Annotated in this window: 12 protein-coding genes; 8 read left to right on the forward strand and 4 right to left on the reverse strand. The window is 61.3% G+C overall.

Features of this window, described 5'->3' with window-relative positions; translation table 11 throughout:
* Positions 1-264 precede the first annotated feature (264 nt).
* From tnpA to tnpC (Pan216_RS02185), 3 genes are all read left to right on the forward strand, one after another.
* Positions 265-618 (forward strand): IS66 family insertion sequence element accessory protein TnpA, encoded by a 354-nt coding sequence (tnpA, locus tag Pan216_RS02175; protein WP_145254175.1) that lies wholly within the window; start codon positions 265-267, stop codon positions 616-618.
* A 2-nt stretch (positions 619-620) separates the two neighbouring features.
* Positions 621-1,013, forward strand: a complete 393-nt coding sequence (gene tnpB, locus Pan216_RS02180) for an IS66 family insertion sequence element accessory protein TnpB (RefSeq protein WP_145254178.1) — start codon at positions 621-623, stop codon at positions 1,011-1,013.
* A 358-nt stretch (positions 1,014-1,371) separates the two neighbouring features.
* Positions 1,372-3,060 carry an IS66 family transposase gene (gene tnpC / locus Pan216_RS02185; protein WP_145254181.1) on the forward strand — a complete coding sequence of 563 codons (1,689 nt, stop codon included), beginning with the start codon at positions 1,372-1,374 and terminating at the stop codon, positions 3,058-3,060.
* A gap of 265 nt (positions 3,061-3,325) precedes the next feature.
* On the opposite strand, the gene Pan216_RS28000 is transcribed toward tnpC (Pan216_RS02185), so the two are convergent.
* The gene (locus tag Pan216_RS28000) at positions 3,326-3,499 is read right to left on the reverse strand and encodes a hypothetical protein (RefSeq protein ID WP_419193174.1); all 174 of its coding nucleotides are present in this window, start codon (positions 3,497-3,499) and stop codon (positions 3,326-3,328) included.
* Between the two features lie 79 nt (positions 3,500-3,578).
* Between Pan216_RS28000 and tnpC (Pan216_RS02190) the strand changes: the two genes are divergently transcribed.
* The 3 genes from tnpC (Pan216_RS02190) (at position 3,579) to Pan216_RS02200 (ending at position 9,598) form a co-directional block, all read left to right on the forward strand.
* On the forward strand, positions 3,579-4,979 hold the full coding sequence (gene tnpC, locus Pan216_RS02190) for an IS66 family transposase (protein ID WP_145254184.1): 1,401 nt from the start codon (positions 3,579-3,581) through the stop codon (positions 4,977-4,979).
* Positions 4,976-5,998, forward strand: coding sequence for an IS66 family transposase (tnpC, locus tag Pan216_RS02195; protein ID WP_419193175.1), 1,023 nt, complete (start codon positions 4,976-4,978; stop codon positions 5,996-5,998). The genes tnpC (Pan216_RS02190) and tnpC (Pan216_RS02195) overlap by 4 nt, the downstream gene beginning before the upstream one ends.
* A gap of 591 nt (positions 5,999-6,589) precedes the next feature.
* Positions 6,590-9,598 carry a response regulator gene (locus tag Pan216_RS02200; RefSeq protein WP_145254190.1) on the forward strand — a complete coding sequence of 1,003 codons (3,009 nt, stop codon included), beginning with the start codon at positions 6,590-6,592 and terminating at the stop codon, positions 9,596-9,598.
* Between the two features lie 14 nt (positions 9,599-9,612).
* On the opposite strand, the gene cls is transcribed toward Pan216_RS02200, so the two are convergent.
* From cls to ald, 3 genes are all read right to left on the reverse strand, one after another.
* Complete coding sequence (gene cls / locus Pan216_RS02205) at positions 9,613-11,097, reverse strand: cardiolipin synthase (protein WP_145254193.1); 1,485 nt, start codon at positions 11,095-11,097, stop codon at positions 9,613-9,615.
* On the reverse strand, positions 11,094-12,152 hold the full coding sequence (gene mtnA, locus Pan216_RS02210) for an S-methyl-5-thioribose-1-phosphate isomerase (protein ID WP_145263557.1): 1,059 nt from the start codon (positions 12,150-12,152) through the stop codon (positions 11,094-11,096). The genes cls and mtnA overlap by 4 nt, the downstream gene beginning before the upstream one ends.
* Positions 12,153-12,301: 149 nt before the next feature.
* Positions 12,302-13,417, reverse strand: a complete 1,116-nt coding sequence (ald, locus tag Pan216_RS02215; protein ID WP_145254196.1) for an alanine dehydrogenase — start codon at positions 13,415-13,417, stop codon at positions 12,302-12,304.
* Positions 13,418-14,066: 649 nt separating this feature from the next.
* Between ald and Pan216_RS02220 the strand changes: the two genes are divergently transcribed.
* Positions 14,067-14,525, forward strand: a complete 459-nt coding sequence (locus tag Pan216_RS02220; protein WP_145254199.1) for an aminoacyl-tRNA deacylase — start codon at positions 14,067-14,069, stop codon at positions 14,523-14,525.
* A 1,238-nt stretch (positions 14,526-15,763) separates the two neighbouring features.
* A complete protein-coding gene (locus Pan216_RS02225) occupies positions 15,764-16,330 on the forward strand; it encodes a hypothetical protein (protein WP_145254201.1) in 567 nt (188 codons plus the stop codon).
* Positions 16,331-16,426: the final 96 nt, after the last annotated feature.

Below are 16,426 nucleotides of genomic sequence, written 5' to 3' on the forward strand. Positions count from 1 at the left end.
CTCGTGGCGAACGAACACGGACCGATCGCTTCGCGTCGATCGACCAGACCTCGGCCGTGGGCAACACGCTCTTCGAGTACGACGATGTCGGCCGGCTGACCGACCTCACCCACCGCGATTCACTCGACCAACTCCTGGTCGACTACGACTACACCTTCGATCTCGCGGGCCAGTTGACGCGTGAGGGTGAGCGTTGCAACGGTGGCGTCTTGTGGGTTGCGGTAGGCTTGGGTTGGTTGGCCCTGGTTTGTCGCGAGGCGGAAGATGCGAGTTCGTTGTGCGGAGAAGGAAGCGTATTGGCGGAAGGTCGTTCGTCGGCAAGAGGAGAGCGGGCGGGGCGTTCGGGTGTTCTGCCGGGAAGATGGGATCTCGGAGGCGTCATTCTACGGTTGGCGGCGTGAGCTACAGCGACGCGATCGAAAAGGGAAACGTTCGACTGCGGTCGATGGCGGTGGGACGTGTCCGTCGCCGTTCGTCGCGTTGCGGATGGTCTCCGAATCGACGAGCGTGATTGAGATCGTTCATCCCCGAGGCTACATCGTGCGAGCGCCGGCTCAAGTCGACAGCGACGCGTTGCGCAAAGTGCTTGCGGCCCTCGAGAGCGTCGAGGAGGGCTGAGCATGTGGTCGATCCCTCACCAGGTGCGGATCTTTCTGGCTCGGGAACCGGTCGACATGCGTAAGAGCTTTCACGGACTCATCGCCTTGGCGGAGTCGGTGCTCGTGCAAGATCCGCTTTCGGGCCACCTGTTCGTCTTCATCAATCGCCGCAGAGATCGGATCAAGGTTCTCTATTGGGGCGGCGTCGGCTATTGCATTTGGTATCAGCAGTTGGAGGAAGGGAGCTATCAGCTTCCCGACGCCCAGGCGGCCGACGATGAGGCCGGCCTCGAGATCACTGCCGGACAATTGTCACTCATTCTCGAGGGCATCGACCTCTCCTCGGTCCGGCATCGCAAGCGCTTTCAAGTCTCCGATCAGCACCGTGACGCGACGTCGTCCCGTCGTTCGTGACTTCCCCTCGCTCTTTCCCGAATGATGCGTGCCGCTCCGCGGAGCCAGGACGCGCCGCTGCTCCTTCGTGACGCCAGTTCCCCGTCACGGCGGCGAGAGACTGGAAGCCATGGGACGGCACGCGACCAAAACCGAGTCTTGTCTTCGGTTGTCCTCGGACCCAGGGTTCTTCGCTTGCCAATCTCGTTGGACGATCGACCCTGGCGTTCTCTTCGCGAGCGACAACGATGTCATGGTGATGGCAGCGACGAGGAGGACTCGCAGGCTTTCTCGTCATTCCGTCGAAATCGCTGAAACTGCTCTGGCGCCTCCGATGTCGACGTGCTAGGGTGTCCCCGCGACAACTGAGATCGGTTTGATGGACGCCTTCGACGTGAACCTCCCCCACGATATCGACGCCTGCCACGAGTTGATCCTCGAACTCGATCGGGAGCGCCGACGGCAAGCCGCCGTCATCGCCCAGCAGCAAGAGACCATCGCCCAACAACAAGCAATCATCGCTCAGCAGCAGGAGACGATCGATCGCTTGCAGAGCGACGTCGACTTGCTCAAGCGGACCTTGTACGGCCGGCGGCGGGAACGCTTCGTCGACGATTCCCAGCAGGGGCTTTTGTTCGACTCGACAATCGTCGGGGCGGACGACGATTCAGGCTCCGGCGACGACGACGAGAGCGATGACGACGAACCGTCACCGGAACGCCGCACGAGCAAGGGACGCGGCCGGCGTCTCTTCCCCGAGTTGCTGCCGCGCAAGACGGTCCGTCACGAACTCGACGAGCAAGAGGTTCCCGAGGAGTTGAGGAACGACCCGACCGCCCGGCGGTTCTTCAAGAAGACCAGCGAGCAGTTGGAGTTCACGCCCGCTTCGATCCATGTGATCGAACATTACCAAGAGGTGATCGTTCGCGACGAAGCATCGGGCGAGACGACGATCGTCTCGGCAACGAAGCCGCCCCAGTTGATCGACGCTTACGCCGGCCCCGGCTTCTGGGCTCATCTGACCGCCAGTCGCTTCGCCGATCATCTGCCCTACTATCGACAAGAGGACATCCTCTCGCGCCACGGCTGCCGCATCGGCCGCGGCACGCAGCAGCGTTGGCTCTTCGCCCTGGCCTTGGCGGTCGCGCCGTTAGTCGAACTGATGCGTCGGCTGGGGTTGCAATCCGAGGTGCTGGGCGCCGATGAAACGCCGGTCAAGATGTTGGCGGGCGAGCCGCCTGGCTGCACCAAGACCTATCTCTGGAGCACCGTCGGCGACAATGCCCATCCCTACGACTGCTTCCACTTCACGCCCGACCGCAGCCGCGATGGTCCGGAACAATTCCTCGCCGGCTTCCAGGGTTACTTGCAGTCGGATGCCTACACGTGCTACGAGCGAATCGCCGCGGCGGACGACCAGATCGTCCCCGTCGGTTGCTGGGCTCATGCGCGCCGTAAGTTCGAGGAGATCCACTTCAGCGCGCCGAGCGTGCGGACGCACACCGCCCTGGGCTACTTCCAGCGGCTCTACGACATCGAAGATCGCGCCCGTGACAGTAGTGTGTCACAACGCGGCGCCAAGCCGATCGTGACCGAGTTCCATCAGTGGCTGCTCGAGCAGCACGAGCGGGAGCTTCCGAAATCGAAGCTGCGCGCCGCCATCGCTTACATGACCAACCGCTGGCAGTCCTTCGCGTGCTATCTCGACCATGGGGCGATTCCCATCGACAACAACCGCACCGAAGCGGCGCTGAAGTACGCCGTCCTCGGCCGCAAGGCGTGGCTCTTCTTCGGCAACAGCCAAGGAGGCGAGACCGCCGCCACCTTCTTCACGCTGACCAAGAGTTGCAACCGCCATCACGTCGATCCCTTCGCCTACCTCCGCGATGTCTACACCCGCCTGCCGACCACTCCGGCTTCGGATCTCCCTTCGTTGCTACCCGACCGTTGGATCGACGAGCACCCCCAGCATCGTCTCCAAGAGCGCGCCGACGAAGCCTGTCAACGAGCCGACCGCAAACGCGCCCGCCGAGCCCAACGCCGCGCCCATGCCGCCACCCCCAGTTGATCGGTGACCGATTCGCCATCGTCATCGGTTCCTGCTTCTCTCACACGCCACCGTTGCAACGCTCACTCATCGCCGGCAGGCCGAGGATCTGTCAACCAACGACCACCATCCCGAGGACTATCCTTGGAGTCGACGATGCAACCGAACTCATCGCACCGACGTCAATCGAGAGCTTCCAGCAAACTCGGATAGACAGCATTCGGGATCCAGATCTCGTACATCCTTAATTCGGAAACGAATGGTACTGGAACTTCGACATTGGTAGTCAGAGTGCTACTTCGATGGTCTCAAGCGATCGTTTGACATCCTCGGGCATGCTGATGTCCTCCGGGAAACTCGATGTGAACGAAATCAAATAGAAATGGCCATTGATTTCCTCATTCTTCTCGAACGATACCGACTTGAATTCCTCTTGGCCGAAGAAACTCTTATTGCTCACGACAACTCGCAAGAATGTAACCGTTCACACCCTGTGAGTTGGTCTTTTCACGAAAGGGAAGTCGTGAGAGAATTCGTTCATGACAGGGAAGTCGAAGATACCTCCTGAACTCGCGGCCCAGATGACGCCGGAGGTGCGTGCCTTCGTCGAGTCGTTGCTGCTGCGAATCGCGGAATTGGAAGAGACACTTGGCCCTCCCAAGAACCCGCGGAACTCGTCGCTGCCTCCCGGCTGTCAGCATCCGCATGCCAAGACACCACGCAAGGCGCCGCGATCGAAGCGTAAGCGTGGTGGCCAACCAGGTCATAAGAAACACGAACGTTCTTTGGTTCCCACCGAGGAATGCCAGGAAGTCGTGACGCTGCTGCCGAAGACCTGCCGGCGTTGCGACACACCGCTGACGGGAGAGGACTCCGATCCGTTGCGGCATCAAGTGTGGGAACTCCCCGAGATCAAGCCGATGATCACGGAATACCGTCGTCATCGACTCGCTTGTCCTTGCTGCGGCGAGAACACCTGTGCTCCCCTGCCCGAAGGGGTACCGACCGGGCAATCCGGACCGCGTCTGATCGCGTTGAGCGGTTTGCTGATGGCTTGCTTCCGCCAAAGCAAACGCCGCACGGCGTTGTTTCTCGAGTCGCTGCTTGGTCAGCCTTGCAGCGTCGGCTTGACGGTGAAACATCAGGCGATCATCACCGAAGCCTTGCGGCCGGCCTACGACGAACTGGCGACGACCCTCCCGACTCAACCACAACTGGGGGCCGACGAGACGCCGACCAAACAAGCGGGTCAGAAGGCATGGTTGTGGACCTTCGTGGCCAGCACCTTCACCCTCTTCACGATGCGTGGCTCGCGGGCGGCTACCGTGCTAACCGAACTGCTTGGCGCGACCTTCTCGGGCGTCGTGATGTGTGACCGAGCCAAGATGTACTGGCAGCTTGGCCGCCTGCAGTGGTGTTGGGCTCACCTCAAGCGTGACTTCCAAGCCTTGATCGACAGCAGCGACCACCAAGTCAAACGCCTGGGGCATGATCTGATGCGACCGACGAAAAGACTCTTTCGCGAATGGGCACGCTGCCGAGACGGAACCATCACACGCCGAACACTCAAACGTCGTCTGGCTCCCGTTCGTCGCGACATCGAGCACTTGCTGCTGCGCGGTCTCTTTAGCGGCAACCCGAAACTGATCGGCATGTGTCGTGAACTCTACGACCATCGCGAATGGCTCTGGACCTTTCTCGACCAAGATGGCGTCGACCCGACCAACAACCTCAGCGAACGTTCGCTACGTCACGCCGTGATCTGGAGGAAGCTCTCGTTCGGCACTCAGAGCAACGCCGGCAGTCGCTTCGTCGAAACCACACTGACCGTCATCGAGACCTGCCGACAACAATCCCGCAACCTCTTCACCTACCTCACCGACGCCGTCGACGCTCATTTCCGATCGCAACCCTGCCCATCCCTTGTCACCAATCCGTGAACGGTTACGAGTACCGTCGTCATCGACTCGCTTGTCCTTGCTGCGGCGAGAGCACCTGTGCTCCCCTGCCCGAAGGGGTACCGACCGGGCAATCCGGACCGCGTCTGATCGCGTTGAGCGGTTTGCTGATGGCTTGCTTCCGCCAAAGCAAACGCCGCACGGCGTTGTTTCTCGAGTCGCTGCTTGGTCAGCCTTGCAGCGTCGGCTTGACGGTGAAACATCAGGCGATCATCACCGAAGCCTTGCGGCCGGCCTACGACGAACTGGCGACGACCCTCCCGACTCAACCACAACTGGGGGCCGACGAGACGCCGACCAAACAAGCGGGTCAGAAGGCATGGTTGTGGACCTTCGTGGCCAGCACCTTCACCCTCTTCACGATGCGTGGCTCGCGGGCGGCTACCGTGCTGAACGAACTGCTTGGCGAGAACTTCTCGGGCGTCGTGATGTGTGACCGAGCCAAGATGTACTGGCAGCTTGGCCGCCTGCAGTGGTGTTGGGCTCATCTCAAGCGTGACTTCCAAGCCTTGATCGACAGCAGCGACTGTCAAGTCAAACGCCTGGGTCATGACCTGATGCGACCGACGAAAAGACTCTTTCGCGAATGGGCACGCTGCCGAGACGGAACCATCACACGCCGAACACTCAAACATCGTCTGGCTCCCGTTCGTCGCGAGATCGAGCACTTGCTGCTGCGCGGTCTCTTTAGCGGCAACCCGAAACTGATCGGCATGTGTCGGGAACTCTACGACCATCGCGAATGGCTCTGGACCTTTCTCGACCAAGATGGCGTCGACCCGACCAATAACCTCAGCGAACGTTCGCTACGTCACGCCGTGATCTGGAGGAAGCTCTCCTTCGGCACTCAGAGCAACGCCGGCAGTCGCTTCGTCGAAACCACACTGACCGTTATCGAGACCTGCCGACAACAATCCCGCGACCTCTTCACCTACCTCACCGACGCCGTCGACGCTCATTTCCGATCGCGACCCTGCCCATCCCTTGTCACCAAACCGTGAACGGTTACCGCTAACCGAGTCTCTTTCCAACCCGGCAGTTCCCACTTCCGGCTCATGGGGCCGCGACCTCGGACCGGCTTGCGCGTACCGTTCGAACCCCGCAGGCCCGCGTTGCCCCTTGCGCCCACCGCTGTCTCCAGCCCTCTCTTCTCCAACCAAAGCTTCTCAAGCAACGCGTGCAAGCCGCCCCAAACAGCTCGAATGCCCGATATCTCGAGCCAACGACCGCCATGGGCCCCGCCGTTCCCAAAAGCGAGCTGACCAAACGGGCATTTCGACGAATCCTCAAGCACCGCCAGCCCCCGCCTCCACAACGATGTGCCCGATACTCAGTTGGACAAGGGGGGAAAGAGGGGGGGGCGGCGTTTCGGCTCGGGAAGGTTGCATGGCGTTGCGGAAGGAGATGGGTGGGAAGAAGACCCCCACCAACTCCCCCTTGGACAAGGGGGAGTGATCGGATTGCCCCGTGTTCGGGCTCCTCGCCAAAAGGGAGGGGCGACGATGAGGGTTCGTTTCTAGAATGCCCCGGCGGCGTCAGCGCCGCGGGCCCGCCGCTGGCCCACCTTTAATGCTCCTCGGTCTGGACTGGGTATGCCGGACGAAGCCCTCGCACACGACGACCAAGCGCGATCCCGACGCCCTCTGGTGACATGGCGCTATAGTCTGCGCTGGAGCATGTCGCTCTTTCTCGCGGGCGTGTTGCTGATCAACATCATCGCCGTGTTCATCATCATGCGGACCGGTGGGCGGCAGACGCTCGTCTCCACGACCAACCGACTGGTGGAACAGACAGGTCGCGAGATCGCCATCGAACTCAGCGGCAAGCTGCACGTGGTGGAGAGCTTGACCGAATCGTTGGCCAAGCTCGGTGCCGTGTTGCCTCGCGACGATGCCTTGATCAAACGGGTCGCCGGGGAGGTCCTTTCGAGCAACGCCGGTCAAGACCTCGTGCTCAGCGGCGGCATCTGGCCGGCCCCCGGAGCCTTTGACGCCAGCAAGGACCGTCACAGCTTCTTCTGGAGTCGGGGAAAGAACGATGCGTTCACGTACTTGGACGACTACAACCAGCCGGGGGGAACCCCGTACTACAAGGAAGAATGGTACGTCCCGACGCGGTTCTTTCCCCAGGGGCGATGCTACTGGTCCCAGCCCTACTTCGATCCCCATACGAAAAAGCCAATGGTGACCTGTTCGCAGGCGATGCTCAATCGCGACAAGTTCGTCGGCTGCGCGACCATCGATGCGAACCTCGGTGAGATCGATACGTTTTTGCATGTCGCCAGTTCCCAACTCGGTGGATATGCGATCGCCCTGGATCGCGACAATCGCTTCTTGTCCTTCCCGGTGTCCCAGCTCGACGACGATGTTCCTCTCGGTCCCTCGGGAGCTCCCCTGTCGCAGGGGACGATCGATGCGTTCGCGACGGCTCATCCCATCTTTCGCGAAGTGGTCGATCTCCTCTCGGAGATCAACCAGCGTCTGATCGCCACGGCACGTTCCAAGGGAGAACTCGACGACGGGCTCGTCGAAGCCTTGGTCCTGACCGTTCCGGGAACGACGCTCGAACAAGCCGAACTCACTTCCGCCACCGTTGCCGATCAAGACAACGGTCACAACCGGTTGCCAGTCGTCGTGCATCAACTTCGCCTTTCGGAGGACCCCTTCCTCCGCGAGCCGTCGACGGCGACCATCTACCTCATGCCCGACACCTACTGGAAGATCATCCTGGTGACACCCGACCGACTCGTCACGCAGCCGGCCAACGCGGTCACCACCCAGGTTGTCATGACGATGGCGCTGATCCTGGTCATCAGTTCGATCTCCTCTTTCGTTTTCTTGAATCAACGCTTGATCGGTCCGCTGCGTTCGATCATGCGACGGCTCTTGGCGGTTCGGCGCGATCATGGCGTCGTCGCCGGTCACGAACAGGAGCAAGCCGAGCGCGAAAGGCTCCATGGCGGCGACGAGATCGCGGCCTTGCGCGGGGTCGTCGACCTACTCAGTTCGAGCCTCTCTCTCAAGCAGCGGGCCGAGGCGGCCGAAGCGGCGCGACGACAAGCCGAGTCCGCCAACCGCGCCAAGTCCGCCTTTCTCGCCAACATGAGTCACGAACTGCGGACACCGATGAACGCCATCATCGGCTATTCCGAGATGCTCTACGAGGACGCGACCGACGCCGGCCACGACGCCTACTTGCCCGACTTGGAGCGCATCCTCAAAGCGTCGCGACACCTCTTGCATCTCGTCAGCGATGTCCTCGACCTTTCGAAGATCGAGGCAGGTCGGATGGAACTCTACCTCGAGACGTGTGACGTCAAGGGGCTGGTCGACGATGTCGCCGAGACGATGTTCTCCGTCGTCGAGCACCACGCCAATCGTTTGGTCGTGGAACTCTCGGAGAACATCGGAAGCATCCGCGCCGACGTCACCAAACTCAAACAGTTGCTCATTAATTTGCTCGGCAACGCCAGCAAGTTCACCCACGAGGGGGAGATTTGGCTCCGCGTTTGGCTCGCGGGTGTCGATGACGGGCGAGCGATCCAGTTCGAAGTCACCGACACCGGCATCGGCATGAACGAGGAGCAGCTCGCGCGGGTCTTCGAGCCCTTCGAACAAGCCGAGACGACAACCACCTCGGACCTCGGCGGAAGCGGGCTCGGCTTGGCGATCTCCCGCAAGCTGTGCCAATTGATGGGGGGCGACATCTCCGCCCAAAGTGAGCCAGGCGTGGGATCGACCTTTACCGTTCGTCTGCCTTGTCCGGTCGAGGAGGAGCGTTCCGTCGACGATCTCTCCGAGCCGACGGCGAACTCGGTCGTGCATCCGCAATCCTCCATCGCGAAACGAGGGCGCGTGCTCGTGATCGACGACGACTCCGGTTCGCGGGACTTGCTCGAACGGATGATCGGTCGCGCCGGCTATCAAGTCGATGTCGCCTCCTCCGGCAAGGAGGGGCTCGAGATTGCCCGCCAGCGGCCGCCCAACTTGATCATGCTCGATCTACTGATGCCCGAGATGGACGGCTGGTCGGTCCTCAACACGCTCAAGGCCGATGCCGCCCTCGTCAATACCCCGGTGGTGGTGGTCTCGGTCAGCGACAAGAAGCGGATGGGCTACGCTCTCGGGGCGGTCGACTACTTGGTCAAACCGATCAAGCAGGATCGCTTGCTGCGGATGCTGGAACGCTTGGTTGGCGGCAAGGGCAAGGGCCGCTGCCTGATCGTCGACAATGATCAGCAGTTCATCGAACGCGTCTCACGCACCCTTCGGGCTCAGGAGTGGCAAGTGGGAACGTGCGGCAACGGTCGCGAGGCTCTCCAACAGATCGAGGAGAACATCCCCGACGTCATCCTGTTGGAACTGCGGTTGCCGGTGATGGATGGCTTCGAGTTGATCGGCGCCCTCAAGGCTCGCGATCGGTGGCAAGAGATCGCGGTTATCGTCGTGTCGTCCGAGTACATCACGAACGAGGATCGCGGTTGGCTCGAGTCGCGGGTCGCGACGATTCTGGCGAAGGAGTCCGACTTCGAGAGCGAACTGCTCGCGACGATTCGTGATGCCGTCGCCGGGGATGATGCTTTCTCGAGCGACTCTCCGTAAGATGTCCGTCCGCGTTAGAGGATGGCGCTGAAGAGACGGGCGAAATTCTCGGCGATCTGCCGAGTGATCGGACGTGTTCGCCACTGCTCAAGCGTCACTTCGGTGCTCTCGCGGAGGTCCTCGTCGAAGAGCTCGTCGGCTTGCCGGGTGACTTCCGAGTCCCACATCGCCACGCCGACCTCGAAGTTGAGCTTCATGCTGCGGTTGTCGAAGTTGGCGGTGCCAATGATCGACCAGCGACGATCGACCGTCATCACCTTCGAGTGGACGAATCCCCGTTCGTACTCGAAAATTCGCACCCCCGCCTCGAGCAACTCCTCGTAGTAGGAGCACGCCGCCAATCGCACGAGTAACTTGGTGCTCTTCTTCGGAACGAGGACGACGACATCGACCCCACGGCGGGCGGCGGTCTGCAACGCGACCGTGATCGCCTCGGACGGAACGAAGAAGGGGGTGACGATCCGAATCCGATCGACCGCGTTGGCCACGGCGCTGAAATAGAGTTCGTGGTAGACCGGGACCTCCGTGTCGGGGCCGCCGGGAACGACTTGGGTGACGACCTTTCCCTGGGGCTCGAGGTCGGGGAAGAGCACGGGGTCGGTCAGGTGTTGATGGGTCGCGAAGGCCCAGTCCTCGGCGAAGACGCGCTGGAGTTGCAACACGATCGGCCCGCGCACGCGCAGGTGCGTGTCTCGCCACCAGCCGACTTCGGACTGGCTGACGTACTCCTCGCCGAGGTTGGCCCCGCCGGTGAAGCCAACGTTGCCGTCGCAGACGACGATCTTGCGGTGGTTGCGAAAATTGAAGATCCAGTTCCGCGTCAGGAGGTTGACGGGAATGAAGGAGGCGGTCTCGACACCCGCTTGATGCAGTTCGCCCAGGAACCGACCGCCCAGCTTTCTCGTCCCGATCGCGTCGTAGAGGAAGCGGACTTGGCATCCGCGCTTGGCCGCCGCGATCATCGCTTCGTGGTAGCGCCAGCCGACGCTGTCGGGCTCGACGATGTAGTATTCGATGTGGACGTGATGCGACGCCTCGTTGATCGCTTGGATCTGGTCGTCGTAGTTGCGATGGATATTGGCGTAGATCTCGATGTCGTTGCCGGCGACGGGATTGGTCGCGACGGTGCCGTCGAGCAAGCGATAGAGTTGCAACTGCCCCCGAACATCGATGGGCGACACCAGGTTTTGCACGAACTTTGGCAGGATCCGGTGCAGCTTCTTGCGGCTCTCCTCGCGGGCGCGCTGCTTGCGCCGGAGCCGATCGTTTCCGAAGATCAGGAAGAAGATCGCTCCGAAGAAGGGCATCAGCAGGATGGCGAAGATCCACGCCAATGTCGACGTCGGTTCCTTGCGCCGCAGCAACAGAACCGGGATTGTCGTGATCACGATCAAGTCGTGCAGCAAGAACGAGATGATCGCCGGGGTCCAACTGCGCGAGAGATCCAGAAAAGCGTTGCCGAACCAGAGCTCGTACCAGGTTGTCGCCCAAAGGCTCATGCGGAGTCCTTTCGCAGGGCCGCGAGGTTCTCCACGTAGGGGGCACGGATCACGCCTTGCTCGGTGACGAACGCGGCGACGAGCTCCGCGGGGGTGACGTCGAACGCGGGATTGTAGACCGCGACATCGTCGGGGGCGATCGCGAGCCCCAGCGGGTGAGTCACCTCCCGGCTGTCGCGCTCCTCGATCGGAATGCCCGACCCATCGGCGAGCTCAAAGTCGAACGTGCTCGAGGGAGCGGCGACATAGAACGGGATGCCGTGAGCCTTCGCGAGCACCGCCAGCCCATAGGTCCCGATCTTGTTGGCGGTGTCGCCATTGGCGGCGATCCTATCGGCGCCGACGATCACCGCTTGCACGCGACCTTGCCGCATCACCGTCGCGGCCATGTTGTCGCAAATCAGCGTCGCCGGCACGCCGCGCTGCTGCAGCTCCCACGCGGTGAGCCGACTTCCCTGCAAGAGCGGTCGCGTCTCGTCGACGTACGCGACGATGTTCTTCTTCGCCTCGTGGGCGTGGAAGATGACCGAGAGGGCGGTTCCGTAGTCCGCCGTCGCCAGCGCCCCGGTGTTGCAGTGCGTCAGAACACCCGAGTCGTTCGCGAGCAGCTCCTTGCCGTGCTGGCCGATCGCGATGCACATCTCGCGGTCTTCGTCGCGGATGCGCTTGGCCTCCATGAGAAGCAGCGCGAGAGTCTGTTCGTGGGGCATCGTCTCCGCTTCGCAGGCGTCGGCGACTCGCTCCATGCGGTCGAGCGCCCAGAAGAGGTTGACCGCCGTCGGTCGGCTGGTTCTCAAGTAGTCGGCGACCTGGTGGATGTGCTCGCGCAAGCCGTCGCGCGACTCGTGAGTGCGGGCCCCCACCACGAGTCCCATCGCCGCGGTGATCCCAATCGCCGGGGCCCCACGCACGCGTAGCATCTTGATCGCTTCCCAAATTGTCGCGGCATCACGGCAATCAATCTGCACGAGTTCGGACGGGAGCCGGGTCTGGTCAATCAGACGGACGAAGCCGTCGATGTCGCCAACCCACTCGATGGCCAAGGGAGCACTCATCAGTCGGGGAATCCCCTCTCTCTTCTCTTGTTTCTTCGGCGCCATGATCATGTCATCGCCGGCAGACGCCGCCACGCGACATCACCTCTTCCGGGTCGTGGGCATGCTGGATACGCTTGCGACAAAACATGCGGCGATTCGCGCTTGCGTCAGGCCAACAGCGATCCGACCTCTTGATAGGGGAAGCCGAAGGTCTCGGCCACGGCACTGTTGGTCACCGCGCCCTGGTGAATGTTCACTCCCGAGGCAATCCCCGCGTCCCCCGCGACCGAGGCCGCCAGTCCACCATCGGCGAGCCTCAGTACATACGGCAGCGTCACGTTGCACAGCCCATACGTGCTCGTTCGCCCCACCGCCCCCGGCATGTTCGTCACGCAGTAGTGCACCACGTCGTCGATCACGTACGTCGGTTCCGCGTGCGAGGTCGGCTTGGTCGTCTCCACACAGCCACCCTGATCGACGGCCACATCGACGATGACCGCGCCGGCCTTCATCAACCGAAGGTCCTCCGCCCGGATCAGCCGCGGCGCCCTTGCCCCGGGAATCAGCACCGCCCCGATCACCAGGTCGGCTCGGCCAATCGACTCGACGATCGTATGCCGATCACTGAAGAGTGTCGTCACGTTCGAAGGCATGACGTCGTCGATGTAGCGCAAGCGATCGAGGTTGACGTCGAGCACGATGACGTGCGTGCCGAGCCCCGCCGCGATCTTCGCCGCGTTCATGCCGACGATGCCGCCTCCCAGGATCGTCACCGTCGCCGGTTCGACGCCGGGAATTCCTCCCAGCAAGATCCCCCGACCGAGGGAGGGACGTTCGAGGTACTTCGCCCCTTCCTGGATGCTCATCCGCCCGGCCACTTCACTCATCGGTGTCAGTAGCGGCAGTTGGCCCCGGCGATCCCGGATCGTCTCGTACGCGATCGCGGTCGCCCCCGAGTCGATGATCGCTTGGGTCAGCCGCTGGTCGGCGGCGAAGTGGAAATAGGTGAAGACGAGTTGGTTCGGCCGGATGAGGGGCCACTCCTGCTCGAGCGGTTCCTTGACCTTGACGATCATGTCGGCTTGTTCGAAGACATCGGTCGCCTTGGGAACGATCTTGGCCCCGAGGTCGGCGTACTCCTCGTCGGAGATTCCGCTGCCGGAACCCGCCTCGGCTTCGATCACGACCTGGTGCCCGCGATTGATCAACTCCTCGACGCCGACCGGCAAGAGGGAGACGCGATACTCATGTTGTTTGACTTCTTTGGGAACGCCGACAATCATCTTCTTTCGCTTCCTTCCTGAACCGACTGTGGTGGTACCCGTGCCATTCTAAGCGACCCGCGGCAGAAAACTCAGGGCTACCCCGGACTCCTTCGAGTGCCGCCCGTGTCCCCACGTCGTTCTGGTGCTCCCCCTTGTCCAAGGGGGAGTTAGAGGGGGGCTCCCTGCGCGGGCTTCGAGTGGGAGCTAGAGGGAGGCTCTTGTGGATGCGGGAGTTACTACGAACGCACCGTACGCCTATTCGTTCCGAAGCTACCTTCGCGAGCCGACACGCCGCCCCCCCTCTTGCCCCTCTTGGGCAAGCGGGGATGTTGGAGGGGTATCCCTTGGACAAGGAGGGCATTGGAGAGCATCTCCTTGAATGAGCGAGGTTCTCTCGGCCGGTCCTTCTCGCCGCGCCCCTTGTGGTCGGATACAATAGAGGTAGGCCATTCGCTTCGTCTTCACGAGAGGGGAGCGATTCCAACGCTCCGAGCACGATGGACGTGAGTCTCCAACGTGGTCAGCCATCGCGACCGGGCCGCCTTTCGCTGGTCCGTGCGATTCGTCCCCAGCGTCGCTTCATCGCTCATCCGCCATCTTCGAGCGCCGTCCCCTCCCGCCATTTCTTTTCTCCGTCAGTATTCACCCAAAGCCGTGGAGGTGCGTCATGAACGCGGAACAATTCCTCATCGAGCAAGGCGTCGATTACGAGGTCGTCGCCCATCGTCCGACCTTCTCCGCCCAGGAGATGGCCGATGCGCTTCATCAGCCGGGGGACAAGATCGCCAAGACGGTGCTACTGCGAGTCGACGGCGTTTATGTCGTCGCGATCCTTCGGGCGACCCACTACGTCGATTTGGAGGAGGTCAGGATCGCGATGGCGGCACGGGACGTCCATCTCGCCACCGAGGCGGAGTTTCACAAGCTCTTCCCCGATTGCGAGTTCGGCGCGGTGCCCCCGTTCGGCTCGCTTTACGGGTTGCACACGCTCGTGGACGAGGCTCTCGCGTTTGACAAGGACCTCTACTTCGAGGGGAACCGTCACGACGAGGCGATCCACATGTACTACGCCGACTTCGCCCGGCTTGAAGCCCCCACGATCGCCGCCTTCGCTCATCACCTGTAGTGGTTGGCGGAAGGTAGGTGTTCGCTCTCTGAACAGTCACCACCGGGCCGATCCTGAAAGGGATTGGCCCGTTCTCTTTGTGAAAACGCGGTTTCGCAGCTCTTGTAGGTCAGGCCATTGCCTGACGGGGTCTTGGGTTGACGTTGGACGCGCGGATGAGACTCTACCCCAGAGCGTCTTCGCGGTCTTGCCGCCGCGACCGTTAGGGAGGCATCGGTCTCGCGGGGTGGTGTGTTCGCGGGCAAGGTTGGCGAAACGTCGGCGAACTGGGCGAGCGATTTCTTCCGAGTTCATCAGTCACGAAAGTGACGGCATCACGTAGCCTACGGCGTGAGCCGTGGGAATGGATTCCCATTGAGTTGCGAGTCCCGAGGGGACGTCATCGCCCAGCAAGCCCGAAGCAGTGCCGCCCCTTAAGGGCTCGGGTGTCGGATTGTTCGCGGACCTGGGGCTCACGCCCCCAGGCTACGTGATGTCGCCGCGTTCGCGGCTAAGAACCAACTCTCGCGGCACTGAGCGAAAGCGCTTTCTTGTAGGTCAGGCTATTGCCTGACGGAGTTTTGCTGAAGGATCTTGGCAACGCGCCGGGTAGCACCGGTTGCTTCGCTACCGGTGCGGCGCAGCCGCCGGAGGTCACGGGAAGGAGCACGAGCGATCGGAAATTCAAACAATGGAGAATCGCTCGACAGGGAAAAGGTTGGTCGAAAATGTCTTCATTGTGTGGCTAACGCCGTTCATCGCTGGAAGGAGTGCTCGGTATGACGCTCGCGGTTGTAGACGAGAGTGATTGCGAGTTCCACTGAAGTCTGGTCGAAAGGAGCGGACAAGACTTGCCCAGAATTACCTCTCAACCACCGGGCTGGCTACCTCAATCGGATGTTGAGTTTGCACGCAGGGACTACTGGTGGTACAAATACAGGGGCGGCAAGGGGGGAGGGTGTGTTCTTGGGACCGCACCTTCCCTCTGGCGCAGGTTAATCCGCCCATCTACGGAGAACGATTCACATGAGCGTGAGGCCGCGATGACAATTTACCACCAGTATGTAACTGGACTCTATCAGAGGTTTGGGTACTTCGCGACGTGGTTGCCCAACGCCCCAATCTCGCTCGGGGACGTTGGGACACTTGAAGACAAACGATTCACATTTCGAACAAGCCTAGCCCAATTGGGAATCGCTTTTGGGTCTAGAGAGAGCGGAAACCCCGTCGATTGGTCGCATTCCTCTACGTCAGGAGTCTTGCTCAAGACAACGCCGACAGTCGCGAGTAATACCATTGGTGCCGATTCCGTGAAGGGCGGTGCGGTCATTGAGTTTACCAGCCAAGGAGCATTTGTGTTCCAGGCTAAGCGATGCTTGGTAAAGGAGATCAGTGACAGAGTCACTTTGGAGCAAGACCTTGTCTCCGCCTATCAGACCGGATCTTGGGACGACAGTTTTGTAGTGATCGACTCTGTAGTGCACGTGGGTGAGATGGCCGCGGTCATTTCCAATTCGAAGAACGCTCGCCTTGAGTTGTCAGCTGAAGGTGGGATTGGGACAGGAGCGATGCCACTCGCAGATGCAAAGGCAAAGTTTACAATCCTACAACAGATGGGCGAAATAGCGCACTTCATCGGTGCTGAAGAATTGACGCCACTTTTTGGGCTTTCTCGCCTAAAACGTTCGTGGCTGGACCGACTGAGGGATACGTCGAGGCTCGAGAGTGTGAAACGCGTGAGTCCTGACCACAGTCAGGACCAGGGGAATGGTAAGACTGACTCAATCATTGAACGCGTGACGATGAATCTCCGTGAAACCGCCTAACTAACGTGTTCTCGGGGGGGTGGGCGGATTCTCTTTGATCGCAATAAGAGATCGCATCGAGGATGCTACGCGAGCCAAGATCAGCTTTGTGAATTC

It is taken from the genome of Kolteria novifilia, assembly GCA_007748055.1.
GTDB lineage: Bacteria > Planctomycetota > Planctomycetia > Kolteriales > Kolteriaceae > Kolteria > Kolteria novifilia.